This is a genomic window from Pseudomonas sp. GD03858 (assembly GCF_029840925.1).
In the GTDB taxonomy this organism is placed as follows: Bacteria; Pseudomonadota; Gammaproteobacteria; order Pseudomonadales; family Pseudomonadaceae; genus Aquipseudomonas.
In genome coordinates this window covers 136401-161501 of record NZ_JAOCDM010000001.1, presented here as the reverse complement: position 1 = coordinate 161501, position 25101 = coordinate 136401, and the positions used below count along the sequence as shown (strand labels likewise).

General features: G+C 62.0%; 33 protein-coding genes. 14 read left to right on the top strand and 19 right to left on the bottom strand.

Annotated elements, in window-relative coordinates; all coding sequences use genetic code 11:
* Positions 1 to 25: 25 nt before the first annotated feature.
* Together N5D48_RS00810 and N5D48_RS00805 are read right to left on the bottom strand one after the other, a co-directional pair.
* Positions 26 to 1123, bottom strand: a complete 1098-nt coding sequence (locus N5D48_RS00810) for a mechanosensitive ion channel family protein (RefSeq protein WP_279880021.1) — start codon at positions 1121 to 1123, stop codon at positions 26 to 28.
* A 72-nt stretch (positions 1124 to 1195) separates the two neighbouring features.
* Positions 1196 to 1696 carry a DUF4142 domain-containing protein gene (locus N5D48_RS00805; RefSeq protein WP_279880019.1) on the bottom strand — a complete coding sequence of 167 codons (501 nt, stop codon included), beginning with the start codon at positions 1694 to 1696 and terminating at the stop codon, positions 1196 to 1198.
* Between the two features lie 216 nt (positions 1697 to 1912).
* Between N5D48_RS00805 and N5D48_RS00800 the strand changes: the two genes are divergently transcribed.
* The 6 genes from N5D48_RS00800 to N5D48_RS00775 all read left to right on the top strand — a co-directional run bounded on the left by N5D48_RS00800 (position 1913) and on the right by N5D48_RS00775 (position 6595).
* On the top strand, positions 1913 to 2098 hold the full coding sequence (locus N5D48_RS00800) for a hypothetical protein (RefSeq protein ID WP_110741338.1): 186 nt from the start codon (positions 1913 to 1915) through the stop codon (positions 2096 to 2098).
* Positions 2099 to 2112: 14 nt separating this feature from the next.
* Positions 2113 to 3438, top strand: a complete 1326-nt coding sequence (locus N5D48_RS00795) for an iron-containing redox enzyme family protein (protein ID WP_279880144.1) — start codon at positions 2113 to 2115, stop codon at positions 3436 to 3438.
* Positions 3438 to 4391, top strand: a complete 954-nt coding sequence (locus N5D48_RS00790; protein WP_279880012.1) for a class I SAM-dependent methyltransferase — start codon at positions 3438 to 3440, stop codon at positions 4389 to 4391. Before N5D48_RS00795 ends, N5D48_RS00790 begins: the two co-directional genes overlap by 1 nt.
* A gap of 7 nt (positions 4392 to 4398) precedes the next feature.
* Positions 4399 to 5505 carry a carboxylate-amine ligase gene (locus N5D48_RS00785; RefSeq protein WP_279880010.1) on the top strand — a complete coding sequence of 369 codons (1107 nt, stop codon included), beginning with the start codon at positions 4399 to 4401 and terminating at the stop codon, positions 5503 to 5505.
* 106 nt (positions 5506 to 5611) lie between these two features.
* On the top strand, positions 5612 to 5749 hold the full coding sequence (locus tag N5D48_RS00780) for a PSPA7_2676 family Cys-rich small protein (protein ID WP_202916038.1): 138 nt from the start codon (positions 5612 to 5614) through the stop codon (positions 5747 to 5749).
* A gap of 9 nt (positions 5750 to 5758) precedes the next feature.
* Positions 5759 to 6595, top strand: a complete 837-nt coding sequence (locus N5D48_RS00775; RefSeq protein ID WP_279880006.1) for a Ku protein — start codon at positions 5759 to 5761, stop codon at positions 6593 to 6595.
* Position 6596: 1 nt separating this feature from the next.
* Here N5D48_RS00775 and N5D48_RS00770 read toward each other — a convergent pair whose 3' ends face one another.
* The 5 genes from N5D48_RS00770 to ligD are packed head-to-tail and all read right to left on the bottom strand — an operon-like array spanning position 6597 to position 12106.
* The gene (locus tag N5D48_RS00770) at positions 6597 to 7259 is read right to left on the bottom strand and encodes a glycosyltransferase (protein ID WP_279880004.1); all 663 of its coding nucleotides are present in this window, start codon (positions 7257 to 7259) and stop codon (positions 6597 to 6599) included.
* Complete coding sequence (locus N5D48_RS00765; protein ID WP_279880002.1) at positions 7256 to 7855, bottom strand: SAM-dependent methyltransferase; 600 nt, start codon at positions 7853 to 7855, stop codon at positions 7256 to 7258. Before N5D48_RS00765 ends, N5D48_RS00770 begins: the two co-directional genes overlap by 4 nt.
* Positions 7852 to 8622 (bottom strand): PIG-L family deacetylase, encoded by a 771-nt coding sequence (locus tag N5D48_RS00760; RefSeq protein WP_279880000.1) that lies wholly within the window; start codon positions 8620 to 8622, stop codon positions 7852 to 7854. The genes N5D48_RS00765 and N5D48_RS00760 overlap by 4 nt, the downstream gene beginning before the upstream one ends.
* Complete coding sequence (locus N5D48_RS00755) at positions 8619 to 9644, bottom strand: acyl-CoA dehydrogenase (protein ID WP_279879998.1); 1026 nt, start codon at positions 9642 to 9644, stop codon at positions 8619 to 8621. Before N5D48_RS00755 ends, N5D48_RS00760 begins: the two co-directional genes overlap by 4 nt.
* Positions 9641 to 12106, bottom strand: coding sequence for a DNA ligase D (gene ligD / locus N5D48_RS00750; protein WP_279879996.1), 2466 nt, complete (start codon positions 12104 to 12106; stop codon positions 9641 to 9643). The genes N5D48_RS00755 and ligD overlap by 4 nt, the downstream gene beginning before the upstream one ends.
* A 154-nt stretch (positions 12107 to 12260) precedes the next feature.
* On the opposite strand from ligD, the gene N5D48_RS00745 reads away from it, so the two are divergent.
* Complete coding sequence (locus N5D48_RS00745; protein WP_279879994.1) at positions 12261 to 12722, top strand: phosphotransferase system, HPr-related protein; 462 nt, start codon at positions 12261 to 12263, stop codon at positions 12720 to 12722.
* Positions 12719 to 12949, top strand: coding sequence for a metallothionein (locus tag N5D48_RS00740; protein WP_081238088.1), 231 nt, complete (start codon positions 12719 to 12721; stop codon positions 12947 to 12949). Before N5D48_RS00745 ends, N5D48_RS00740 begins: the two co-directional genes overlap by 4 nt.
* An 81-nt stretch (positions 12950 to 13030) precedes the next feature.
* Here the strand turns inward: N5D48_RS00740 and N5D48_RS00735 are convergent, their stop codons facing one another.
* Genes N5D48_RS00735 through N5D48_RS00715 form a run of 5 tightly spaced genes read right to left on the bottom strand, consistent with a single transcriptional unit; the run spans position 13031 to position 17335 of the window.
* Positions 13031 to 13459 carry a hypothetical protein gene (locus N5D48_RS00735; protein WP_279879989.1) on the bottom strand — a complete coding sequence of 143 codons (429 nt, stop codon included), beginning with the start codon at positions 13457 to 13459 and terminating at the stop codon, positions 13031 to 13033.
* 27 nt (positions 13460 to 13486) lie between these two features.
* Positions 13487 to 14446, bottom strand: coding sequence for a lysylphosphatidylglycerol synthase domain-containing protein (locus N5D48_RS00730; protein WP_279879986.1), 960 nt, complete (start codon positions 14444 to 14446; stop codon positions 13487 to 13489).
* Positions 14446 to 15648, bottom strand: a complete 1203-nt coding sequence (gene clsB / locus N5D48_RS00725) for a cardiolipin synthase ClsB (protein WP_279879984.1) — start codon at positions 15646 to 15648, stop codon at positions 14446 to 14448. The genes N5D48_RS00730 and clsB overlap by 1 nt, the downstream gene beginning before the upstream one ends.
* The gene (locus N5D48_RS00720; protein ID WP_279879982.1) at positions 15645 to 16418 is read right to left on the bottom strand and encodes an endonuclease/exonuclease/phosphatase family protein; all 774 of its coding nucleotides are present in this window, start codon (positions 16416 to 16418) and stop codon (positions 15645 to 15647) included. Before N5D48_RS00720 ends, clsB begins: the two co-directional genes overlap by 4 nt.
* Positions 16415 to 17335: a DUF72 domain-containing protein gene (locus tag N5D48_RS00715; protein WP_279879979.1), complete on the bottom strand. Its 921-nt coding sequence runs from the start codon at positions 17333 to 17335 to the stop codon at positions 16415 to 16417. The genes N5D48_RS00720 and N5D48_RS00715 overlap by 4 nt, the downstream gene beginning before the upstream one ends.
* A gap of 166 nt (positions 17336 to 17501) precedes the next feature.
* On the opposite strand from N5D48_RS00715, the gene N5D48_RS00710 reads away from it, so the two are divergent.
* On the top strand, positions 17502 to 17882 hold the full coding sequence (locus N5D48_RS00710) for a low affinity iron permease family protein (RefSeq protein WP_279879977.1): 381 nt from the start codon (positions 17502 to 17504) through the stop codon (positions 17880 to 17882).
* Positions 17883 to 17973: 91 nt separating this feature from the next.
* The gene (locus N5D48_RS00705; RefSeq protein ID WP_225850712.1) at positions 17974 to 18138 is read left to right on the top strand and encodes a DUF6021 family protein; all 165 of its coding nucleotides are present in this window, start codon (positions 17974 to 17976) and stop codon (positions 18136 to 18138) included.
* A gap of 153 nt (positions 18139 to 18291) precedes the next feature.
* Here the strand turns inward: N5D48_RS00705 and N5D48_RS00700 are convergent, their stop codons facing one another.
* Positions 18292 to 18831, bottom strand: coding sequence for a type 1 glutamine amidotransferase (locus N5D48_RS00700; RefSeq protein WP_279879974.1), 540 nt, complete (start codon positions 18829 to 18831; stop codon positions 18292 to 18294).
* A gap of 167 nt (positions 18832 to 18998) precedes the next feature.
* Between N5D48_RS00700 and N5D48_RS00695 the strand changes: the two genes are divergently transcribed.
* The 4 genes from N5D48_RS00695 (at position 18999) to N5D48_RS26165 (ending at position 21333) form a co-directional block, all read left to right on the top strand.
* On the top strand, positions 18999 to 19241 hold the full coding sequence (locus tag N5D48_RS00695) for a hypothetical protein (protein WP_279879971.1): 243 nt from the start codon (positions 18999 to 19001) through the stop codon (positions 19239 to 19241).
* Entirely contained in the window at positions 19238 to 20035 is a 798-nt protein-coding gene (xth, locus tag N5D48_RS00690) for an exodeoxyribonuclease III (RefSeq protein WP_279879968.1), read from the top strand. Before N5D48_RS00695 ends, xth begins: the two co-directional genes overlap by 4 nt.
* Positions 20036 to 20208: 173 nt before the next feature.
* Positions 20209 to 20898 carry a histidine kinase dimerization/phospho-acceptor domain-containing protein gene (locus tag N5D48_RS26170; RefSeq protein ID WP_347881601.1) on the top strand — a complete coding sequence of 230 codons (690 nt, stop codon included), beginning with the start codon at positions 20209 to 20211 and terminating at the stop codon, positions 20896 to 20898.
* Between the two features lie 15 nt (positions 20899 to 20913).
* A complete protein-coding gene (locus tag N5D48_RS26165) occupies positions 20914 to 21333 on the top strand; it encodes a sensor histidine kinase (RefSeq protein ID WP_347881600.1) in 420 nt (139 codons plus the stop codon).
* Between the two features lie 6 nt (positions 21334 to 21339).
* On the opposite strand, the gene N5D48_RS00680 is transcribed toward N5D48_RS26165, so the two are convergent.
* From N5D48_RS00680 to N5D48_RS00655, 6 genes are all read right to left on the bottom strand, one after another.
* Positions 21340 to 21588 carry a hypothetical protein gene (locus N5D48_RS00680; protein ID WP_279879965.1) on the bottom strand — a complete coding sequence of 83 codons (249 nt, stop codon included), beginning with the start codon at positions 21586 to 21588 and terminating at the stop codon, positions 21340 to 21342.
* Between the two features lie 78 nt (positions 21589 to 21666).
* Positions 21667 to 22131, bottom strand: a complete 465-nt coding sequence (locus N5D48_RS00675; RefSeq protein WP_279879962.1) for a hemerythrin domain-containing protein — start codon at positions 22129 to 22131, stop codon at positions 21667 to 21669.
* A gap of 118 nt (positions 22132 to 22249) precedes the next feature.
* The gene (locus N5D48_RS00670) at positions 22250 to 22693 is read right to left on the bottom strand and encodes a YetF domain-containing protein (protein WP_279879959.1); all 444 of its coding nucleotides are present in this window, start codon (positions 22691 to 22693) and stop codon (positions 22250 to 22252) included.
* 9 nt (positions 22694 to 22702) lie between these two features.
* On the bottom strand, positions 22703 to 23155 hold the full coding sequence (locus N5D48_RS00665) for a hypothetical protein (RefSeq protein WP_279879956.1): 453 nt from the start codon (positions 23153 to 23155) through the stop codon (positions 22703 to 22705).
* 65 nt (positions 23156 to 23220) lie between these two features.
* Positions 23221 to 23724 carry a CinA family protein gene (locus tag N5D48_RS00660; protein WP_279879953.1) on the bottom strand — a complete coding sequence of 168 codons (504 nt, stop codon included), beginning with the start codon at positions 23722 to 23724 and terminating at the stop codon, positions 23221 to 23223.
* A 363-nt stretch (positions 23725 to 24087) separates the two neighbouring features.
* Complete coding sequence (locus N5D48_RS00655) at positions 24088 to 24945, bottom strand: SDR family oxidoreductase (protein WP_279879949.1); 858 nt, start codon at positions 24943 to 24945, stop codon at positions 24088 to 24090.
* Positions 24946 to 25101 lie beyond the last annotated feature (156 nt).

Sequence of the window (25101 nt, the reverse complement as noted above, 5' to 3'; positions counted from 1 at the left end):
GCACGGACCAAAGTGCGACGCGCCGTCACAGTGCTTGAGACTGAACGAGGGGGGGCGGCATCGCCGTAACCTTGATGGCACGCACTGGCACGGCAAATTTGGCGCCGATTCGGGTAAAGCGTTCGAGCAGGTGAAAGTTGATGGCCTGTTGAATATCCATGTAGAGGTTGTAGCCCGGGTCTCTCACGATATAGACGCATTCGAACTCCAGCGCTTCTTTGCCAAAGCCGCGCAAATGAGCGCGGTCGAAACGCACCTGCTGCTGGGCCTTGATCGCCTCTTCGACGATGGAGGGCGCCTGTTTTACCGCCTCGGTGGGCGTGTCGTACGACAAGCCGAACTCGAACACGATGCGTCGTTCCTGCAAGCGCTTGTAGTTCTGGATCGTGCTGCTGATCATGCTGGCATTGGCCATGACGATCTGCTCACCGCCCAGGCTGCGGATGCGTGTAGTCTTCAGCCCCACGTGCTCCACCGTGCCGGCCAGTGGGCCGATGACGATGAAGTCGCCGACTTCGAAGGGTTTATCGACGGCAATCGACAATGAGGCAAACAGGTCACCCAGAATGTTCTGCACGGCCAGGGCGACGGCAATACCGCCCACACCCAGGCTGGCCACGAAGGCGGTGATATTGACGCCCAGATTGGACAGCATGGCCAGCAACACCACCGACCACAACAGCACGCGCGCGCCCCAGGCCGAAAGCGTGGCCAGCGCACTGCCTTGGTAAAGGCCGTCGGCGCTGTGCCGGCTGAAGTAGCGGGTCAGGCCCAGCGCGATGGCGCGATTGACCCAGAGGCCGATCTGCAGGGCAGCGACCACGAACCACAAGCTACTGACCCGGCCCAACCAGCGCTCGGGCAGGTCCAGCATGCTCAGACCCACCAGCAGCGAAGCGAGCAGCAGCAGGCTATTGCTGGTGCCGGCCAGTACCTTGGCCAGCACCTGACTCATTGCCCCGTCATGTTCGGACCAGCGCTGCACCCGGCGCATCAACAGGCCGATGACAGCTCTGGCAATCGCGAACGTCAGCACGGCAACGCACAGCGCTACCAGCAGGTTGAGGATGGAAATGCCGAAGAATGTGGTGTCGGTGAACAGTTCGATGATTCGATCATTCATGGGGAGCCCACCTCCAGATGGCTCGAGGCAGGGCCGCAGGGCGGCCCTGGCGATTGCGCGGTGACGTGTGGGTTACTTGCCGTGGGTCGCTTGCAGCGCCTTGGCCTGTTCCAGATGGTGTTGCAGCGTTGGCAACTTGTCGCTGGCGAAGGCCTTCAGCTCTGGCTTGTCGGAGGAGGCGGCCTCTTTTTTGAACAGTTCCACGGCCTTTTCGTGCGCGTCGACCTGGTTATTGACGTATGACCGGTCGAACGACTCCTCGCGCCATTCGAGGATCATTTTTTTGACCTTGTCGGTCAGCGCGGCTTCGTCGGGCACGCTGATGTCCAGCTTGCGCGCGATATCACCGAGTTCCTGATTGGCTTTGGTATGGTCTGTGACCATTTGCTGGGCGAATTGCTTGATATCTGCGCTCTGGCTCTTTTCCTGCGCCAGGTTGGCGGTGACCACTTCGGCGATACCGGCTTCAGTGGCCGCATCGACGAAATCGTCCGAAGACGCTGCCTGCACCTGCAGCGACGCCAGGCCAAGCAACAGGGTAACTCCGGCGATTTTCAAGAATGGTGTGTTCATGTCTCACTCCTTCGTTCTGTTGGCGCGACCTCAATGTCGCACTCGGTTGAACCGCAGGTGTGGGTGAAGGTTTAGTTTTTCTTGAATACAGGGCGGCCGTGGCAGAGCACTCTGCGTTTCCGGGCACCGCTCATCCGCTATGTCGTAATCAGAACGAATTCAGGGGGGCGCGTTGGACTCGTTGGTATAAGTCTTCAAACAAAGCGAGAGCTCGACATGAAAAGCAACCTGTTCACCACGCTGTTGTTGACTGCCAGCTTCACGCTGCTCGGAGGTTGCTTCGACCGCGATAACGACCATCCAGCGAAGGATGCCGACCCGAGTAAACCGTCGCTTCAGATGCAGCAACCCAGTGACCCCGCAACCGCCCCTCCAGCTGAGAGCAAACCGCAGAACCCATGAGCGAGGTACAGGGCATGGTGGCGATGACACCGGCAGGTACAAGGATTCACAAGGCTGATTTAGGGCTGGAGCATCGCTATCGCGCGCTGCTTGAGGGGCGAGAGCCGACCGCCGAGGCTTGGCTGGATGAGCAACTGCGCAATACCCTTGTGCTTGACGATGACCTGCCAGATGATCCTGGGCTACTCCTGGAATGGGCCGATGCCCATGCACGCCGTGTGGCAAAAGAGCATGCGGCCTATCTGGCACAACGGCGTCAGGGCGGGGCACGTCGTTATTTTGCCAACCGTGCCCATGCCTTGTGGTTCCTGCAGCAGGTCGCGCCGACCAAGGCGGTCGATGGCGCATGGCTGCACGGGGCCTTGTGGCACTGGCAGGACCCGCGCTTCCATGGGCTGATCCGCACCTTTCTCGAAGAGCTCGGGGACGGTGACCCGCGCTGCAATCATGTGTTGATCTACCAGCGCTTGCTCAGTCGGCTTGGTTGCCTGCAGGAAGGCCCGCTTGACCCCGTTCGCTACCTGCAGGGCGCGCTGCAACTAGCTTTAGGGCAGCACTGCCAGCGGTTCCTGCCGGAAGTGATCGGTTACAACCTGGGTTACGAGCAACCGCCCTTGCACCTGCTGATTACCACGCATGAGCTGGCCGAGTTGGGTATCGACGCCTATTACTTCCAGCTCCATGTGACCATCGACAATGCCGCCAGTGGTCATGCGCGACGCGCCGCGCAGAGCGTCACCGAGCTGGCGCGCGATCAGGGGGCCGCGTTCTACGAGCGGGTACGGCACGGCTATCGGCTGAATGACCTGGGGATCAACACGCCGTCGTTGATCGCCTCGTTCGATCTGCAGGCCGAATTGCTCGGCGCGCTGGAACGCAAGCGCAGCTACGGGCAGTGCATGCATTCGGACCGCTGTCGTCTGCAAGGACGCACCATCAACCAATGGCTTGCTGAACCCGGCGCGATGCCCGGGTTTCTGGATGCACTGCAGGCCCAAGGTTGGATCAAGCGTGACACCGATCCCCGACAGAGCCGCTTCTGGTCGCTGATCGAGGGGCCGACAGCGGCTATGTTCGGTGTGTTCGATGCCTATGAAAAGCAGCTCTGGTATGACTGGATCGCTGGAAACTGGCAAGGCGCCGGAACGCGTCGGGTGCCGCCAGGGCAGTGGGAGCACGCCTTGCAGTTGGCAGATGAAACGCCCCTTTCGCCGCAGACTGCGGACATGGCTGCACTGATCGAAGCAATGGCCGGCAATCGGCATGCTACCCCGGCGGGCCTGCACGCCACCCGCGCGTTCATCAAGGCCACCGGCCTGATGCACGGAGGGCTTTACTGATGCTGCTCGACCAGGACCAGATCCGTGCCGATGAGGCCTTGCTGCAATTGGGTAACCGCTTGCGCGCCGACGGCTATCATTTCACCTGCGTAACCCCTGCGACCCAAGCCAGGGTCAATGCCCGGGCCGATGCGCAGCAGGCGCGTACCTTGCGTGATGTGTTCGGCTGGAGTAGACCGTTTGCCGCGTCACTGCTCAGCCCTGATGCACTGGAGCAACTGCGCCTTGCCGGCGTGCTGGAAACACAGGGGGCGCTGTGGCGCAGTACTGTGCGCTGGTCCAGCCTGGACGATCTGTTGCTGGTACATGCTGCCTGGCCAACGGACAGCCGCGACGCGGTGTTCTTTGGCCCGGACAGCTACCGTTTCGCCCAGCTGATACACGATCATTTGAGAAGCACGCCCGAGCGCGTGCAGCATGCCGTAGACATCGGCTGTGGCAGCGGTGTCGGGGCGTTGCTGATTGCTCGCGCCACCCAACACGCTCAGGTTTGCGCAGTGGACATCAACCCTATGGCATTGCGCTACACCGCCATCAATGCCGCCTTGGCCGGTGTGGCCAATGTTTCGGTCGAGCGCAGTGACCTGCTCAATGACATCGCAGGTACCTTCGACCTGATCGTCGCCAACCCGCCGTACATGCTCGACGCCGGACAGCGCGCCTACCGCCACGGCGGCGGCGCACTGGGTGCTGAGCTGTCGCTGCGCATCGTCGAGCAAGCCCGGGAGCGCCTGTCGCCCGGGGGCACGTTGCTGCTCTACACCGGTGTCGCCATCGTCGACGGGCGCGACGCGCTGCTCGAAGCCATGCGGTTGCGCCTGGCAGGGCCTGCGTTCAGTTGGTTCTATCGCGAGCTGGACCCCGACGTATTCGGTGAGCAATTGCTTGAACCCGGTTACGAGCAGGTCGAGCGCATTGCCGCCGTGGCCCTGACCGTCACCCGTCGCGGCTGATAGCGTCGTGGCGCGGCAGTGCACGTTTGGCATCGAGGAAGAATACCTGCTGGTGAAGCTGGCCACCGGGCAGGTCATGGCGGCTCCGTCAGCAGCCGTGGCCAGCTGTTGTCGGGATGCGCTGGGCCCGTGGTTCGCCGAGGAAATGTTCCACAGCCAGATAGAGCTCGCTTCGCCCGTATTCGATGCCCTGCACCAGGCGCGTGATTTCTTTGGCGAGCGGCGTCAGCGCCTGGCCCAGGCACTGGCCGACGAGGGCGCCGGGCTGTACGGCGCGGCGAGCCACCCCAGCGCCCAGTGGCTGCGCCAACGCCCACGTGGCACCCCGCACTATCGCCAGTTGTTCGACGATTATCAGCTGGTGGCCCAGCGCAGCCTGTTGAATGGCTTGCACGTGCACGTTGGCGTACCGGTGGGCATCGATCGGATGCGGGTGATCAATCGGGTGCTCTACTGGCTGCCCTTGTTGTTGGCGCTCAGTACCTCGTCTGCGTATTGGGGCGGGGAGGATACCGGCTACATGAGCTACCGCCGCGTGGTGTGCGGGGAATGGCCGCACATGGGGCTGCCTGAGCCGTTGCCGGACTGGAGCGCGTACCAGCGCTACCGGGCATTGCTGCAACGGACCGGCAGCTTGGCCAAGGACGGCGACTTCTGGTGGGCGATCAGGCCCTCGCGGCGGTTCCCTACGGTCGAGCTGCGTATCTGCGATGGCTGCCCGCGGCTGGAAGATGCACTGGCCGTCGCCGGCCTGTTTCGCCACCTTGTCGAGCTGGCGCTGGCCCGCCACGATGACCCCGCCAGCCGCGAGATGCGCTGGGTCACCCAAGAGAACTACTGGCGCGCCCTGCGTCAGGGCCGCCTGGCCACCTTCATCGGTGTCCACGAGCAACAGCCGGTAAGCGCCGAAGGTTGGCTCATGCAGTTGCAGCTGCAATGCCCGCCGGACACTGCAGATGCCGAGCGTTCATTCATTCAGGCCCGGCACATCCTGCGCGAGGGCAGCAGTGCCGATCGCCAGCGGCAGGCCTTCGCGTTGGCCCGTGAACAGGGCCTGGATAACCGCCAGGCGATGCGCGCAGTGGTCGGGCAGGTGATGAGCGATCATCGGTAGGCCGGTGGCGAGCCGCTGCCCTTGGAAATCCGGATAAACCTTCGCGGCGCCTTGGAGTCAGTTTCAGTAAGGGCCCGGATACTCCAGAGGGCCAGGGAGGTGGCTGATGAAACTCTACTGCCTGCTGCGTGGCTGCCAATGGCGCAGCCTGCTGGTGTGTGAAGTCGCCGGGCTTCACTGCCAGTGTTGCGAACGCTGTGGCGCGCTGCGCTACAGCCAGCCCGGCCAACCCTTCAATACGTAGGAGCGGACCATGGCCCGGTCAATCTGGAAAGGCGCGATCAGCTTCGGCCTGGTGCACATCCCCGTCTCGCTGAATACCGCCGTGCGCAGCGAGCGTGTGGACTTCGACTGGCTGGACAAGCGCAGCATGGAGCCGGTTGGCTACAAGCGAGTAAACAAGGTGACCGGCAAGGACATCGACAAGGAGCACATCGTCAAGGGCGTGGAGTACGAGAAGGGCCGTTATGTGGTGATCAGCGAGGAAGAAGTCCGCAAGGCCAGGCCCGAGGCGACCCAGACAATCGATATCTTCTCGTTCGTCGATGCCGGCGACATCCCGCTGCAACAGTTTGACACTCCCTACTACCTGAGCCCCGACCGTCGTGGCGGCAAGGTCTACGCCTTGCTGCGCGAGACCCTGCACAGCACCGGCAAGGTGGCCCTGGCCACTGTGGTGCTGCACACCCGCCAGCACCTGGCCCTGCTGCGCCCGCTGGAAGACGCGCTGGTGTTGATCACCCTGCGCTGGCCGGAAGAGGTGCGCGGGCTGGATACGCTGGAGCTGGACAAGAGCGTGACCGAGAGCAAGGTCGACAAGCGTGAGCTGGACATGGCCCGGCGCCTGGTGGAGGACATGAGCGGGCAATGGACGCCGGATGATTACCATGATGCGTTTCGCCAGACCATCCTCGACCTGGTGGAAGAGAAAGCCAGCAAAGGCAAGATCGAGACCGTGGACAAAGGCGAGGGCGCGACGGCTGAGAAGGGCGCCGACATCATCGACCTCACTGAACTGCTTAAACGTAGCCTCGGCGGAAAGACCAAAGCGAAGAAGCCGGCGGCCAAGCGACCGCGCAAGGCGTCATGAGTTATGCAAACGGCCCCTCCAGCGCCTTGAGATAGTCCCCAAAGCCCTCGCGCGCACGGCTGTCCACCCGGCTGCTGGTGGCCACGCTGTGCGCTGCGGTCCAGACGATCTGTGCGCCGCTGGCTTCGAGGGCGAGCACCAGATGCACATCTTCATGCGCCGGCAATGGCTGGAAGCCGCCCACGCGCTGGTAGGCCTTGGCGCATACGCCGAGGTTGGCGCCATGGATATGCCGATGCCCTTCACGTGCCTGATAACGGCTGCGGTACAACTGGCGTAACGCTGCGTTCTGCCACGGCTGCCAGCGTTCGATGTGCACCGTGCCGCACACCGCGTCCGCGTGCCATTGCAGCTGTGACACCAGCCAATGCCTGGGCACGCGACTGTCGGCGTCGGTGAAGGCCAGCCACTGGGCACCGCGCTCGATCATCCACTCCGCGCCCAGGCGCCGGGCGATGCCGACGTTGCCGTCCTCCAGTTCCAGGGTATGCACGCCATGGCGGCGGGCGATGCGCGCGCTGGCGTCGACACAGCGGTCGAGCACCACCAGGACCTCCACTGCCAAGCCCGCCGCTTCGGCTTGCGCCACCGCCAGCTTGACGGCGGCCAGACAGTGCCCGAGGCGACGAGCTTCGTTGTGGGCGGGTATGATGACGGCGATCATGGGCAGATCTCGTCAAGGTCCACGACGCTGGGCTGACACGACCAGTATTCGAGCAGGAAGTCTGCCTCCTCGTGGCGCAGCACTGGATAAAGTGGCAGATGCCTGGCCAGCAGGGCATGCACCTCGCGGCCATCCTGCGGGCAACCGGCGATGGGATGGCGCCAGTGGCAGGCCAGCAAACCACCGTCATACGCCAGGCTGGCCACCGATTGCTCGATCACCTGCAGCCAGTCGGTGGGGGCCAGGTAGTAGCCGATTTCGCTGAGCACGATCAGGTCGAACTGCCCGCCCGGCCAGTCGCCCGGCAGGTGGCCCTGTTTGACATGGGCGTGGCTCACACCTGCAAGCCGCTGACGGGCAAGGGCCACGGCGGTCGCGTCGATGTCCTGGCACGACAGGCTGGCGCAGCGTTCGGCCAGCAGGATGCTTAGCTCGCCATTGGCGCAGGCTGGCTCGAATACGCGCTCATAGCATTGGCGCGGCAGGCTGGCCAGGGTCAGCTCGCGCTTGCGCCGTTCGTACCAGCGGGTACGAAAGGCCCAGGGGTCATCGCTGCCGGCATACAAGTCGGCGAAATACTGTGCGTCCAGGCTCATGTTGCCTCCGTTGACAGAAAGATCAGCTCGAACGGTTGCAACAGGCAAGCCTGCAGCTGTTCTGGCACAACCGGTGGGCGATCACCATCGGGCTGCAATTGGCTGGCGTGGGCGGCCAGGGCTTGGCGCTTGAGCGCCAGGTGCTCATCGCACAGCTGCAGGCGGTGAGCCCGGGGCCAGGGCAGGCGCGGGTCATCGGGGCTTGCCCAGTGCCAGGCCCAGACCGGGACCTCAGCCAGTTGTACACGCCTGGCCTGGGCAGCCTGGGCACAGGCGCGACCTGCTGCTTCGTGGTCGCAATGGCCGTCGCCGCGCCATGTGGTCAGCAGCAGGTCGCCAGGTTTGAGCAACTGGTTCAGGTGATTGACCAGGAAGGCTTCATCATGGGGCAGCGCGCCATCCTTGAGGTTGAGTCGTCGCCAGTCCAAACGGTTGAGGTCCAGCCCAAGCAGTTGCAGGGCATGGCGGCTTTCCAGTGGGCGCTGATGACGCAGGCGGCGCTCGGGCCATTGCGAGGAATGCGGGTGGCTGCCCTCGCCATTGGTAGCAGAAATCAGCAGCACGTCCTGTTCTCGTCCCTGGAAGCTGGCCAGCAGCCCGCCGGCCATGAGGATTTCGTCGTCCGGGTGCGGAGCCAGCAGCACCAGGCGCCTTCCGGGGGGGCACAACTGCTCGGGCAGCGTCCAGCTGGCGCGGGCCAACTGAGCAGAATGCTGCCAAGCGCCCCATGGCGTTCCTTGCGCTGCCTGTATCAGGTTCTGGTTCATAGTTGCCATGCTCCCGTCGGCAGGCCGGTCAGTTGCCGGCCCAACTCGGCCAGGTCGCGTTCGGCATGGCTCTGGCGTATGTATACCGGCAGGTCGGCACTGAGCCGGGCGAAATGGCTGCTGCAACAGAACGGCGTGGCACCGAGCGCCCGGCCGGCATGCTGAATGACCTGCTCGACCGCCTGCTCGACCTGGGCGCGGGTGCGCCGCACCTCGAAGCTGGCGTCATCCTGAGGATGGAGGTCGATCCAGGTGGCGCATTCGCGAAGGGCGGCACGGGCACCGTACAAGGCTGCATCGGCTGCGCCCAGATGCGCATCGGCATGCGGGTCGCGCCGGGGTTTGCGGCACTGTTCGTGAAGGTAGCCGGCCAGGGCCTCGGCGGCGCCATACCAGCAAGCGGCGATACCCGCGCCGCCTTGCCAGAAGCCGGGCCGGGACAGGTACTGGCCGGGCGAACCGATGGCCAGCCCTGGCGAGTCGTCGAATTCGATGACGACACTGCGGGTGGCGGCCATGCCTACGGCCTGCCAATGCTCGGCCAGGATGCGCTGGCTGGGATGAGGCAGTTCGATGGCCACCAACTGAGGCTGGTCGTCTTCCCAGGCCGTGAGCAGGGCACGGTCGACCTGCAACGCGCCCGAACACCAAGCCTTGCGGCCTTGCAGGCGCACGCGTTCACCGTCCCGCTCGACGATGTATGCCCGGGCATCTGGCGGCTCGGCGGCCCACACGCCCCAAATGCCGTTGGAGGCATGCTGGGCGGCACCGCATTCGGCGAGGATCGCCAAGGCGTCGGTATGGCCTTCATAGAGTTTGGCCAGGCTTAGATCGCAACCGGCGACCCGCGCCAGGACGCGCCAGCGTTCGAGCGTGCAGCCCTGGCCGGGCAACGGGAGCACGTCGAGCCGTTCGCCCTGCAAGGCCTGCATCAGTTCTATTAGCGAAGCGTCGCGTTCGATGGCCTGCGAACGGTGAGCAAAACGGTGTAACAACGAATCGAAGTGGGTCAGTTCCATCATGCAATACCCAACTGCTTGCGCATACGCAACGTGATCGACTGGCGTGTCTTGCCCATTTCGGCCCACGGGTCTTCGACCTGTGCAAGCCGCGTGTGAAGGTTGCCGATGTTCCACTGGTTGGCACCCTTGAGCTGGCTCAGTTCCTCACGCCAGATCGGCACCGACACCGGCAGGCCCTCGCGGGCCCGCAGCGAGTAAGCGGCAACGGTGGTGGCACCCTTGCCGTTGCGCAGATAGTCGATAAAGATCCGCCCGACCCGGTTCTTCGGCCCGGACACGGCGCTGAGACGATCAGGGAACAGCCCGGCCATGTGGTTGACCAAGGCATGGCTAAAGTCCTTCACCTCGTCCCAGCCAGCGCGTCGGGTCAAGGGTACGACGAGGTGCATGCCCTTGCCGCCGCTGGTCTTGAGAAACACCTTCAGGCCCAGTTCGTCGAGCAGAGTAAGGGTCAGCTGGGTGGCCTCAAGCATGGCTTTCCAGGGCAGCGCCGGGTCAGGGTCCAGGTCGAGGACAAAGCGGTCGGGTTTATCGAAATCCTTAGTGGTGGCATTCCAGGTGTGCAGCTCAAGCGTGTTCATCTGCACCGCGCCCAGCAGGCTGTCGGCGCGGTTGAGCACCATGGCCGCCTGGCCGGCCTGGGCCTTGTTGTAGCTGAGCACCTTGGGAATATGCAGCTGGCCGGCGTTTTTCTGGAAGAACAGTTCGCCGTCCAGACCATCCGGGGCCCGGACGAGGGCTACAGGCCGGTCCTTCAGCTGTGGCAGCAGCCAGTCGGCGACCTGAGCGTAGTACTGGGCGACCTCGCGCTTGGTGGTACCCGTGGTTGCGTCGACCACGCGGTCGGGGTGGGTCAGGCGCAGGGTGCCCAGGTTCTCGGGTTCTGTCTGTGCTGCGCGCTTGGTGGGCATTGCTCGCTCCAGGTCGATGGCGTTTGCAGGTTTGTCGTCACGCAGGCCGTGGAACACCGAGTGACGCACGATGCCTTCGCGGGTCATTTGGGCATAGGCGACCTCTGCCAGCAGCTGTGGTTTGAGCCAATGCACGCCGCGGGCTTCGGCACCGGAGGGTGGTTTCGGCAAAGGCGATCGGTCGGTTTGCAACGGCTTGAGGCGGGCGTGAATGCTATCCAGGGTGGCCGCGCTGAAACCCGTGCCGACCTTGCCGGCGTAACGCAGTTGGCCGCTGCCGTGGTCGTGCAGGGCCAGCAGCAGGGCGCCGAAGCCATTGCGGCTGCCTTTGGGGTCGGTGTAGCCGACGATCACGAATTCCTGGCGCTGCTTGCACTTGAGCTTGACCCAGTCGCTACTGCGCCGGCCAACGTAGGGGCTGTCGGCACGTTTACCGATCAAGCCTTCGAGTTCCAGCCGGCAGGCGCTGTCGAGCAGTGACTCGACGGGCTCCTCAAAATCGACGGAATACCTGAGTACCTGCGATGCATGGCCTTCCAGCAACCGGGCGAGGGTGGCGCGACGCTGTTGCAGCGGCAGTGCTCGCAGGTCCTCACCGCCCAGCCAGGGCAGGTCGAACAGGTAGTAGGTGATGCGCTCGTCATGCTCGGTGTCGAAGGCGTTCTGCAAAGCCTGGAAGTCGGCCACGCCGTTGTCGTCGACCACTACCATCTCGCCGTCCAGCCATGCCGAGTCGAGGCCCAGGGCCTTGAGCGCCTCGACCTGCCGGGGCATCTTCGCACTCCAGTCGTGGCCATTACGGGTAAACAGGCGTATGTCGTCACCGTCGATACGCGCCAGGATGCGGTAGCCGTCGAACTTGACTTCGTAGCGCCAATCGCCGCTTGGCGGGGAGTCGACCAACGTGGCCAGTTGCGGCTGTAGCGTATCCGGCAGGGGTTTGCGGCCGACTCGCTTGTGCCTGGCGGTGGTCGCCTTGGCCGGGCTGCGCGGGGGCAGGGTACGTTCGCTCAGCACGCTGTCCGGCAGGGCCTCGACAATGCTGTAGTCCGTTTCACTGCGTGCCTGCCCATCATGGGACTTGACCAGCATCCACTGCTCTTTCTTGCCGGCCAGGTGAGTACGGAACAGGTTCCAGACCCCTGACAGTTTTTCGCCCTGCAGGCGAAAGCGCAGCTTGCCTTTTGCATAGGCTTCGCGTGGGTCGCCCTCGGGCTCCCAGACACCCCGGTCCCAGACGATCACATCGCCGGCGCCGTAGTGGCCTTCAGGGATGCTTCCTTCGAAGTTGGCGTAGTCCAGCGGATGATCCTCCACATGCACTGCCAGGCGCCGGACCTTGGGATCCAGTGAGGGGCCCTTGGGGATGGCCCAGCTCTTGAGGGTGCCGTCGAGCTCCAGGCGAAAATCGTAATGCAGGTGGCTGGCATCGTGCTTCTGGATGCAGTACTGCAGCGCATGGGCCGAGCGGGGACGGGCGCGTTTACCAGCCGGCTCGGGCGTGGCATTGAAGTCGCGCTTGCGCTGGTACTCCTGCAGGGGTTTGGCCATGACGGGCTCCGGAAGGGTTCGCGGGTCTCAGGATTGGGAGGCGGCGGTGGCGCGAGGAGTTCAAAAAATGCGAGGGGTGAGGGCTGGCAGAAACTCTGAATCATTTGCCGCCGGGGAGAGTCGACCGAGTGAAGCCCACAGACGGAGAACGTTCATGTCCACACCCGATGACCCAAGACCGCCCATTGAGATCGATGACACCGAGGACCGCATGGGCAGCGTCCACGAGCTGGATTTCAGCGAACGCCGCGATGAACGCCAGGGGCGTGTCGGCGACGAGCGTCCGGCGCGGGAGATCGCCGAGGATTACCCGCCCCGGCGTGTCGCCGAAAGCGGCATGACCGGCGGCGAGGCGCTGAGCGACAGCCTGCACGAGGACAATGTCACCCTCGATGACCTGAGCCCCGATACGCTGCTCGATGAGACCGGTGCCCGCGATCCGCATGAGCCTGGCAGCGGCGGCGCGGCGGACAAGACCTTGCGCCAGGTGGAGGCCCACGAGATCGGTGGCGGTTCCGGCCTGGACGAGGCCGAACTGGCCCGCTCCGCGCCGCTGGACGGCGAGCTGTGGACCGATGAGGTGGTACCCGATGATGAAGGGAGAGAGCCGAAATGAATGAGCAACGATGTTCCTGCACCCATTGTTCTTGCACCGTGGATGCCAATGCTGTGGTCCAGGATGGCAAGGCCTATTGCTGCGAGGCCTGTGCGAAGGGCCATCGCAATGGCGAACCCTGTCGAATGAGCGACTGCAAGTGTGGTGAGTTGGCTGAGTCGAAAGAGTCCAATGTCGATAATGCACTGGAGGAAACATTCCCGGCGAGCGATCCGATTTCGCCATGAGGCCAGTTGCTGCCAGATGTGAGACGGGAGTTGAGATCATGTGGAAACTCACCCGTCACGCATCTGGTTTGAGTTAAGCCCTCAATGGGTCTGCCAGACACCGTTATTGCGTTCGCAATCGCTGCGGGCCTGGCCCAGGCTAGGGGTGTCGTAGTAGTAGGTGATGATCCGCGCATCCTTGGGTAGTGCAGGGCGGGTGGCAGGTTCATCACGCCCAGCGGCATCGGGGTTGGCCAGTGTCTCTTGCGTCAGTGGCGCGATACAGCTGCCAACGCTGCCGTCGGGGCAACGCTCGACCCGACGCTTTTCGCTGTTCAACATCTCTTTACTTTCATTGCTGCACGACCAGGCAATCGCCTCGGCGGGCAGGTTGCTGTAGCTGTAACAGGTGTGTTGCTGCACGGGTTTGACCGCCTCGCTGGATGAGCGGGTAACCACGTCGCAACCTTCGGCCAACACCTGCCCGCAGCTCAGGGTGCCCAGCATTGCCATGTACAGAGCGAATCGCATGATATACCTCCCGGGCACCAAGGCCCGTCAGCGCTTGTCGAGGGCTGCCCCGACCTGCTTGCGCAGGGCCTTGGCGCGCTTCTCGAGAACCAGGTAGGTCACCACCGCCAACAGCAGCGGGATCAGGTAGTACAACGTTCGATAGCCCAGCAGCGCCGCGACCAGGGTGCCTTGGCCTAGCTGGCCGTGAAGCAGCGCCAGGAATACGGCCTCCAGTACGCCAAGCCCAGCGGGAATGTGGGCCACCACACCGGCGACGCAACTGATCAGCAACACACCCAGCACCGAGGGATAGAACAGTTCAGGGGGCAACAGCAGGTGAATCAGCGCGGCCATCAGCGCCCAGTTGCTGGCACCCAGTGTCACCTGGCAGAGCGCCATACGCAGGCTCGGCAGGGTGACTTCGTGCCCGCGCAGCGCCCACGTACGCCGCTTGGCGAAAGCGCAGGCGCACAGGTAAGCCAACGCCACCGCTACCATCAAAACGCCGATCAGGCGCAGGCCGCTGGCGCCCACAGCCCAGCTCTCCGGCAGCTTCACAAAGCCCAGGGCGAATACCGTACCGGCCAGCAGCAGGTAGCCCATCCAGTTGGTCAACAGCCCCAAGGTCAGGATGCGGGTGATGGTTGGGGTATCCAGGCCCAGCCGGCTGTACAGGCGATAACGCAGGGCAACGCCACCGACCCAGGTGGTGAAGTTGAGGTTGAACGCATAGCAGACGAACGCTACCGGCAGTACCTGTCTGGCCGGCAGGCGGTGGCCGGTGTAGGCGCGGGCGAGCAGGTCGTAACTGGCAAATACCAGGTAGCTGCACAGGGCCAGCAGCAACCCCAAGGCCAGGGTCGAGGGCCGGTAGGCCAGCAGCGACTGGCGGACTTCGTTCCAGTCCAGGTTACGCGCCAGGGTGAACAGCAGTACCGGTATCAACACCAGGAACAGCACGGTCAGCAGGCGTTTGCCCCAGGTCTTCCAGCGTGTAGCGGCCATCAGGTCTCGCCCCCGTGGTAGTCGGCCGGGGCTTCGCCGTCGGCTTGCAGTGACTGCAGGCGCTGCCGGTGCGCCGGAAACCAGCCGGCGATCCGCGGGAAATAGCGCGTGATGTGAAAGCCCAGGAAGATCAGCGGAGCACGCCACCAGTAGCCGCGCACCATGCGCTCCAGTGTCACGGCCTTGCAGTGCTCCCGGCTCAGTTCGGTCAAGTGCTGGTACAGTTGTTCGTTGAACGCGGGGTCGCGTATCAGCAGGTTGGCCTCAAGGTTAAACGACAGGCTCAGTGGATCGAGGTTGCTTGAGCCTACGGTGGACCAGTCGTTGTCCACCAACGCAACCTTGCCATGAAGCGGCCGCTGGCAGTACTCATGGATGCGCACGTCGTCGCGCAACAGGTAGTTGTAGAGCAGCCGCGACAGCGCACGTACCCAGCGCATGTCCGATTGCCCCTGGAGGATCAGCGTCACCTCGACTCCGCGCCGGGCGGCGTTGCGCAGTTCGCGCAGCAAGCGGTAGCCGGGGAAGAAGTAGGCGTTGGCCACGACGATACGTTGCCTTGCTTCACGGAAAGCCTGCAGGTAGCAGGCTTCGATATCGTTGCGATGGCGCTGGTTGTCGCGCTCCACCAGCACGGCGCTGGCCGGGCCTGAGGCGATGCCGTCCGGCTGAACCCTGCTGGCGGCATCCAGCACCGGCGCGAGCATGCGGCAGGAAGAAGCATGCACCTGGGCCACCACCGGGCCGACGACTTCCACTGCGTAGTCCTGTTTGGCCTGGGGGCCGAAGTCACCCAGGTGGTCGGCACTGTAATTGATGCCGCCGATGAAGGCGCGTTGCCCGTCGATTACCAGGATCTTGCGGTGCAAGCGGCGAAACAGGTTGGTGCGCATGCCCACCAGCCGTGGTTGCGGATCGAACGAATGGAAACGCACCCCGGCCTCGGTCATCGAGGAGATGAACTCGTCAGGCAGGTCGGCGGTGCCGTAGCCGTCCACCGCCACCTCGACCCGCACCCCACGCCGCGCGGCATCGATCAGAGCCTGGCGCAGTGGCTGGCCGACTTTGTCGTCGTAGATGATGAAGGTTTCCAGGAGGATTTCCTCGCGTGCCTGGGCCATGGCCTCGAATACGCGGGGGTAGTACTGCTCGCCGTTTATCAGCAACTCGACGCGGTTGCCGTCGCACCAAGGCAGCTTCATAGCGTCACCTGCGCCACCAGCGGGGCATGGTCGGAGAGGTGTGACCACGGGTATCTGGACAACACCCGTGCTTCGCAAGCTTGAGCGTTACGCAGGTAGATGCGGTCCAGCCGCAGCATCGGCAAGCGCGCGGGAAAGCTGCGTGCCGGCTTGCCGAAGGCCTCCACCAAGTGCCCCGACAGCCGCGCATCCGCTTTCAGGCGCCAGTCGTTGAAATCGCCGGCGACGATGACCGGCTCGTCCGGCGGCAGGCTATCCAGCAGTGCCAGCAGCAGGCCGACCTGACGCTGACGATGCGCTTCATGCAGGCCCAGGTGTACGCAGACGGTGTGCACCTGTTCATGGCCCGGCACTTCCAGCTGGCAATGCAGCAGGCCCCGTTCTTCGTTGCCATGGACCGAAACATCCAGGTTGTCATGGGCACGGATGGGAAACTTGGACAGCAGCGCGTTGCCATGGTCGCCATGGGGGTAGACCGCATTGCGGCCATAGGCGAACTGCGGCCACATGCTGTCGGCGAGGAATTCGTACTGGGGTGTCTGTGGCCACTGGGGATGGCGCTCGGCATGGAGTTGATGACTGCCGTGCACCTCCTGGAGAAACACCAGGTCGGCACCCGTCGAGCGTACCGCCTCGCGCAGCTCCGGCAAAATGAAGCGGCGGTTGAACAGGGTGAACCCTTTGTGCACATTGAGGGTCAGGACCGTCAGGCGATGTACGGCGGTGACCTTGTCGATGATGCAGCGGGGGGCGGGCAGTGTCGGGTTCATAGCGGCTCCTGCGGCTCGACGCCTGGTTCGGTCGCCAGTTCGCCGCCAAGGCCCAGCTTGTCCAGCAGGCGGCGGGCATCGTAAGGGGCATGGACTTTCTGGTCGTTGTCGAAGTAGCAGTAGACGTCACGGGAGGTGCGTTTTGCCGGGGCGCGACGCACCACACGCTGAGCATCCTCAGGCTGACCGCCCGCAGCCCAGGCCTGGATGCGCAGGCGCCAGCGGCGCAGTGCCCTGGCCGTGTAGCCGCTGCTGTACAGTTCGACATCGCCATGCAGGCGCAGGTACATGAAATCGGCCGTGACCTCTTCGACATAGGGCCATTTGCCGGCGCTGTCGGCGACCACCAACGCAACCTTGTGCTTGCGTAGCAGGTTGATGAAGGTGTCGCAGAGGAAGCTGGGGTGGCGGATTTCCACGGCGTGGCGCAGGCGCGCATTACCCGGCACGGCCACGCCGCCGTTGCCTTGCAGGCGTTCTGCGGCGTGGCGCGCAATGCTGCGGGCGGCTTTGCGGTCGCGTGGCAGCTTGGCCAGAAAGTCGCCGAAGCGCTGCGCGTCGAATTTCAGGTTGGGGGGAAACTGCCACAGGAAGGGGCCGAGTTTGTCGCCCAGCAGCAAGGGGCCCGATGCGAAGAAGTTGGCAAGCGCCTCGTCGATTTCGCGGAGCCTGCGTACATGAGTGATGTAGCGCGGCGCCTTGACCGAGAAAACGAAGCCCTGCGGTGTCTGGTCACGCCACTTGCCATAGCGCTCGGGGGTTTGCAGTGCGTAGAACGAACCGTTGATTTCGATACTGTTGACTGCCCGCGAGGCAAAGGCCAGCTCGTCGTCCTGGCGCAGACCCTCGGGGTAGAAATCCTTGCGCCATGGGCCATAGCGCCAACCGGAAATTCCAATGCGGATCTCACTCACCATAGCCCCCTGCGCTCCTGTACCTAACAGTAGCGACAGGCAGCTGGAGCAGATTGTTCAGCGGGATTGACGAGTGGATGGCCATGCAAAAAGGGGAACTTTACCGTAGTTGCAATCCTCCACCGGATGCCAGGGTTCCACTGAGGTACACCATGAAGGAGGCTCAGCCATGAAGTTTGATCGGTTTGCACAATGGCTGGCCAACCACAGCGGGCGGCCATTGACCTTCGTTATTGCCTTGATGCTGATCATTGCCTGGGGCGTAAGCGGGCCCTTGTTTCATTTCAACGACACATGGCAGCTGGTTATCAATACGTCGACCACGATCATCACATTCCTGATGGTGTTCCTGATCCAGAATACCCAAAACCGTGATAGCGACGAGTTGCACATAAAACTTGACGAACTGTTGCGCACTACTCAGCGGGCGCACAAGGCGTTGCTCGACCTTGAGGATATGGGACCTGCTGAACTCCATGCGCTTCGAGAGCGATACCAGCAACTGGGGGAACACGACGAAGCGGGGCCGGACAGGGAGGACTCCCATTGACGTGTTCAAGATCAAGCTATGGCGTTGTTCCGACAGGGGCAAGGCCGTGACGGTGAACAAACCATACTTCTCAAACTTCGGAGACCAGATGATGAACAAACCCGACGATCAGCGGCAGAAAGGCCCCCATTCTTCCGATCATGCAACGACTGATCAGGACCTGGGGTTCGATCCGGACTCTCCGGACCTGGATGACCCTCAAGTGGACCCGCAGGGCCCCGCGAAACCACCCAGGGACGTGGAAAAGAAAGCGTAAGCCTGACTACCGTGGACGAATGCCTGCCGCACCTGCATCCATCTGTTGGCCCGGCTCGTCTTCCACAGTTCGACATGCCTGCCATGCCGGGGCAAACGGCGTGGGCTTGTTGAACTGGCAAACCCGTTGTTTGCCAGTTCATGGGTCAGGCAGCTAGCCAGCAAGGGCTTTGATCAGTTGCTCGCTGAAGGCGGGGATATCATCCGGCTTGCGGCTGCTGATCAGGTTGCCGTCCACCACCACCTCTTCATCGACCCAGTGGCCACCTGCATTGCGGATATCATCCTGCAAGGTCTTGTAGCTGGTCATCCGTTTGCCTTTGGCCAGTCCACTCGATACCAGCAGCCAGGCGCCGTGGCAGATTACCGCAAGTGGCTTGCTGGCCGAATTGTGGCTTTTGACCAGTTTCTGGGCGCCAGGTATCAGGCGGATGGTGTCGGAATTCTGTACCCCACCCGGTAGCACGATGGCATCGTAGAGGTCGAGGTGGGCGCTGTCGAACGTCGCGTCCACCGCAAACTCATCGGCCGGCTTGTCATGGTTCCAGCCGCGGACAGTACCTTCCTTGTCACTCAGGATGTCGATCACGGCCCCGTTTTTCTGCAAGGCTTCGCGAGGTCCGGTCAACTCCACTTGTTCGAAGCCATCGGTGACCAAAAAGGCTACGCGTTTACCACTCAGTTTCGCACTCATCGTTCACTCTCCGTTTTTGCCAGGTGTGGATGTGGGACGTCTCGGACGGGGTGAGAAGTTCCAATGCACTCCTTCAGCGGTATGGGATGCTGACCGGCTGACCATTGCGGTTGAACATTGCGCGGCGCTTGGGCTCTCAGTAGCAGGGATAGAACGAGGCGGCCGTCATGAGCATCGAACGCAGCATTCCTGAACTTGAAGCCTGGTACGCGCAGTACGACGACATCAGCTACCGGCGCGAATCGCCGGATGCCTACCACCATGAACTGGTTCGCACCGCCGAGGCATTACGGGACGATGGTGCGATTGACTGGGATGACTGGTTGACGCTGAAGGCACTGGCCGACGAGGCACATATCCGGGCACTGGAAGATGCCGTGCAGGCTCACGTGAGCGACCCTGACGCATGAAAACGCTGAAGATCGCCACCTTCAATATCAATGGCATCCGCAGCCGCCTGCCCGCACTGTTGGCCTGGTTGGAGCGGGAGCAACCGGACATTGCCTGCTTGCAGGAGTTGAAGGCGGCCGATCAGCAGTTTCCTCGTCAGGCCATCGAAGCGGCAGGTTATGGTTGCCTCTACCAAGGGCAACCCTCCTGGAATGGCGTGGCGATCCTGGCGCGCGATAGCGAGCCGCTGGAGATACGTCGCGGGCTGCCCGGCATGCAGGACGATCAGCAGAGCCGCTATCTGGAAGCTGCGGCGCATGGTGTACTGGTGGGCTGCCTTTACCTGCCCAATGGCAACCCGCAACCCGGCCCCAAGTTCGATTACAAACTTCGCTGGTTCGAGTGCCTGATCAAGCATGCCCAAACCCTGCAGGGCAGCAGCCATCCTGCGGTGTTGGCTGGCGATTTCAATGTTGTGCCCACCGATCTGGATATCTACAACCCGCGCTCATGGCTAAAGGACGCGCTGCTGCAACCTGAATCGCGGGCGTGTTTCCAACAGCTGTTGGCGCAGGGCTGGGTCGATGCTGTTCGTCACCTGTATCCTGAGCAGCGCATCTACACGTTCTGGGACTATTTTCGCAATCATTGGGCGCGTAATGCCGGGCTCCGTATCGATCACCTGCTGCTCAATTCCAGTCTCAGCCCTTATTTGAAGCGGGCGGGTGTGGATGCCTGGGTGCGCAACGAAGCCAAGGCCAGTGATCATGCGCCGGTCTGGATCCAGTTGGGCGGGCGCCGCCAGCAACGCTAGCTGTCAGCGGGGATGATCCGTGGAGCGGGTGAATCAGACCGGCGTCTGGACTTGGCACCCATCGGGAAAGTTACACGCACATCCCCTCATCGCGTTCATCGTCAGTGATCAGATCAATGTCGGCTATGCTGAACATTCACCTTTGACGCCTACGGTTACGCCGAGGACCCGACGTGCGGCTCTCTGACTTCATTACACAGAACATCGAGCTCATTCTCCAGGCTTGGGAGGATTTTGCTCGTACCGTAAAGACCCCTATGCCGGATCTTGATGCTGCAGGCCTGCGTAACCACGCTGAAGCCATGCTGCGAACCGTTGCACTGGACATGGCATCCTCGCAGACAGCCCGCGAGCAGTTTGAGAAGTCTCGAGGCATGCAGGCAACGAGTTCGATCGAAACAGCCGCCCAGGCCCATGCGGTTACCCGGCTGAGTGCCGGGTTCACGCTTGACCAAGTGGTTGCAGAGTATCGTGCGCTGCGCGCAAGTGTGCTGCGCCTTTGGTTTTCGCAGCCAATGGCTGATGAACCCCAAGATATTTATGACATGGTTCGTTTCAACGAGGCCATCGATCAAGCACTGGGCGAATCCATCACGTCATACGGCATCGCGGTGGAGACCACACGGAAACTGGTACTGGGTGTGCTTGGGCATGATCTACGAACCCCGATGACTGCAGCTCTTCTGGGCGCCGAGATGTTGAGCCGTAAAGGTCAGCTAAACGAGCGCGACCGAAAAATTGCAGACCAGATTGCGGCCAGTGTGACACGATCCAGGCAAATCGTGACTGATCTACTCGATCTCGCCAAAGCGAACGTGGGTACTGGCATACCCATCCAGAAAGAGCCTGTCGACCTTTCCTAGGTGTGCCATACGCTTGTGGACGAGCTTCGCGTTTCTCGGCCCGAGACCACTATTGTGCTGAAAGGCGGCCGGCAAGCATTCGGCCAGTTTGACGCCACCCGCATGGGGCAGGTGTTTTCCAACCTGATAGCCAATGCGTTTCACCACGGTGATCATGCCAAGCCTATCACCGTAACATTGACCCAAGGCCCTGAAGCGGTCGAGTTGAGCGTACATAACTGGGGCAAGCCCATTGCGCCGGATGTAGTGCCTCATCTGTTCAACCCCCAGGCCAGATACTCGCGACTGACGTCGGAAGATCACGAGGCATCCGGTGGGCTGGGTCTTGGCCTGTTCATCGTGGGCGAGATCGTAGCCCGGCATGGAGGGGCTATCGACGTGGAATCCAACTCTTCATCGGGCACCACATTCCGCATATCCCTGCCAATGGCATAAGCGTGTTCACGCCCTCGCTTGCAGTTGTGTATTTTTTCGCCACCCTCGCAGATTCATGGCACAGAGGCAGAATTGCAGGAGGATCAATGCCCACGCTTCTGCTTGCCAGCCCCAGGCGGCCCACAAAACGTTGCTTGCAAGAAAACAACAGAAACCTGCCTTCCTCCGCCCCGGACGGCGCGAACCGATGCACCACGCTGCCAGCACGGTCATCAACATCGCAGGCCATTCAAGTAACCTAATCCAATATTCCATGACACCTTCCGAATGATGATGGGGTATCTGAAGCTGATCACCTGCCAGCGTCCCGGGCGCTGGCAGGTGATCGCTTGACTAAGCTGCTCGCTGCTCGCCCTTGAGCATCTTTTTCTGCATTTCCATGGTTTGCCCAAGCTCCTCGAGGGTGTCCTTGCCGAGCAGCTTCTTCGCGGTGGGGAACAGCTCGCCTTCCTCTTCCTCGATGTGATGCTCCAACAATTCCTTCATAACCTTGACCCGCCCGGCGAATTCGACGGTGCCGGTTTCGGTATGCAGGAGATCGGGCAGGACGAGAGCGTCGACAGTGCGGTGTTCTTCCTTGGCCTCGTAGTACATCTTCGCTTCTTCCTTGCCACCCGCTTGCTTGATGGCCGGGTAGAGAATTTCTTCCTCGAGCGCGGTGTGGATCTGCAACTCCTGCTCGATCCTGTGGAGTAACTCGGCCCGTTTCTTCACTGCGCGCTCGGTGGTGGTCGACAGCTCTTCGAGCAGCTTCTTCACGAGCTTGTGGTCTTGGATCAGTAAGTCGATAGCGTTCATGGCGTTACCTCATCACGGATTAAGTCAGGAACTTGCTCGTGGTTGAGTACACGCCGAGTGACACGGTTCAATACTTACGATGGCTGGCATCATCGCGTCTGAATGCTGTCAACAGACCTCACTCAGCAGGAATGACCGAAATCTTTCCATTGCGCTCGACGATGGCGAACTTCACCTGCTCAATGTGCTCGATGCCTTGGCTGTCCCGCGCGGACTCAAGGATATCGTCCTCCGTGAGGCGTGCCCGACGCATGCGGTGATGCAGAAAGCGCCCGTTCTCGACAACCAAGGTTGCGTGTCCGTCCAGAAGCCGGGCCAAGGGCCTGGAGTTGAGCTTCGCAAGCGAAAGGCCGACATCCAGAACGATCAGTGTGGCAATCACCAGCATGGCATTGGTGAATGAAAAATCGTCACCCAGAAGCGCCTGCTGGGTGGCCTCCCCGATGATGAGCAGCAAGACGAAGTCAAAGGTCGTCAGGTCGGCCAGCGAGCGCCGGCCGGCTACGCGAAACAGCAGCATGAGGGCGACGTACATCCCGGCTGCGCGGAGGATCGAATCCATGACGCACTCCTAGGGGTAAAGGAATGTGGAGAAGTGAACGGCGCTTTTGGGGCCAGACCTGACGCTGCCCTCCAGAGTGCCTACGTGTTCACTTCGTAGGGTCACGTACAAGGTGGCCACGCCATCTTGCCTGGTACCCAATTGGAACAGCATGGCCTGGCCGTGCGACAGCGATCGTTGCGGCTCCGGTTGTAACGTCTCGATGCTGGCGTCACGGAGCAATGATCCCTCGAGTTGCACCTCCACCGGCTGACCAGGGGTACCCTGAACGGTGATGAAAAGACTGTCTGTCGTGCCGCTTCGGCTGAGGCGCTGGTACTCGACCCGTACCCGGCCATCCTGGCTCACCACCTCGGCATCGCTCAACGGGCCATTACCGAACAGACCTGCCAAAGCAAGCAATACGATGGCCACGAGCACGTACCACCCCACGCGCTCGAAGCGCCAGATGCGCTGCTGCATCGGTATATCTTCTTGAACAGGGTGACGCCTGGATAGCAGTTCATCTTCCGACATGATCACAGCCCTCAGGCGCGCTCGCCGCGTAACCAGCGCTGGTGATAGTGGGAAAGCCGGGTCAACCCGAAAAGGGCGCCTTGGCGCATAACATCAGACCACTCGCCGAAGAAACGCTGAGTGCGCGTGAAAACGGCAACTGGCTCGCCGGCGAAAGCCCACGCAAAGCACATCGTCCCCGGTGGTATCCCGGATTCGGGTGTCGGCCCGGCTACTCCGGTGGTGGCTATCACCACGTTCGCATCGCTGTCTCTCAAGGCGCCCAAGGCCATTTCCCAGGCTACTGCTTCGCTGGTCAGGCCGTATCGTTCAATGGTTTCGGCGCTGACGCCCAGCAAGCGCTTCTTGGCGCTGGGCGAGTAGACGACATAGCCGCTTTCCAGCACCTCTCCGGTACCCGGTATCGCCGCCAACAACGCCACAAGGCAGCCCGCAGTGCACGATTCTGCTGTGCTCAAAATCAGTTTGTTGTTTTTCAGATAGCCGAGGGTGGCCAGTACAGGGTCGTTTTCCATTCCAGAATCGACTCGCTTGTTTAGCGGTGGACGCGATCCTGGCGCGTTTGGTTCATCGCATTTATTGCCCGGCTATCTCGAGAAGTTAACCTGACAGGAACTTTGCCGGCGCTTCGGCTTCCCTTGTTCAAAGGCAAAGGATAGGAGCGCAAGATGAAGAAACAGAGCGATAGGCAAAAGGAAGCGGCACAGACGAGGCCGGGTGGGGAAGAGGAGCGAGACAACGATGCGCATCGTCCGGATGGATCCACCGGTACATCACATGACTCGACAGCGCAAAAAGCGGCCCGTGATCACGATCGGCACAAACGCTGAAACTGCCAAGCAAAAATCAGGCTCGCCAGCACGGCGAGCCTCTTTTTGCTAAAGGATGGGTTTGCCGCCAGTCACTGCGTAACGTGAGCCACTGATGTAACTGGCCTCGTCGGAGCCCAGCAGCACGTAGATCGGCGCGACTTCGACCGGTTGTCCCGGGCGCCCCATCGGGTAGCCGGAACCAAAGTTCTTGACGGCCTCGTCCGGCATGGTTGCCGGAATCAAAGGCGTCCAGATAGGGCCCGGCGCGACGCTGTTGACCCTGATGCCTTTCTTGGCTAACAACTGAGCCAAGCCGGCAGTGAAGTTGGCAATGGCCCCCTTGGTCGTGGCATAGGCCAGCAGGCTGGGGGATGGGTCGTCGGAATTGACCGAGCTGGTATTGATGATCGAACTGCCCTTGGGCATGTAAGGCAGGGCCGCCTGGCAAATACGGAAGATGGCGGTGATATTGGTATCGAAGGTCTTCACCCATTCATCATCGTCGATCTCTTCCAGGGTTTCGTGGGCCATCTGGAACGCCGCGTTGTTGACCAGGATGTCGATACGCCCGAACTGGCTGACGGTCTCTTCGACGATGTCGTAGCAGTGCTGCTTCTGCGCCAGGTCACCGGGCAACAGCAAGCATTGACGGCCTGCGGACTCAACCCAGCGCGCGGTTTCTTGCGCGTCTTCATGCTCATTCAGATAAGCGATGGCGACGTCGGCTCCTTCGCGGGCATAGGCAATCGCTACTGCCCGCCCGATGCCGCTGTCTGCTCCGGTGATGAGTGCAACCTTGCCTTCGAGTCGATTGTGGCCGGTATACGACTGCTCACCGCAATCCGGGTAGGGTTCCATCTTGCGCTGTGAGCCGGGGACATTTTGAGGCTGTGAAGGGAAGGGCGGGGTAGGGAAGTCTCGCATGGTAGAAGCTCCTGCAGTTGAGAACGCTCATACCGGTTCGAAAGGCCTGGCCTGCGCGTGTTGGTTTCAATCTGCGGTTGGTACGACGAGCGGTGCGGGCTATCAATCCAATTGAATTCCAAACCCCATCGCCTGCTCTACCGAACTCAGCTTCAG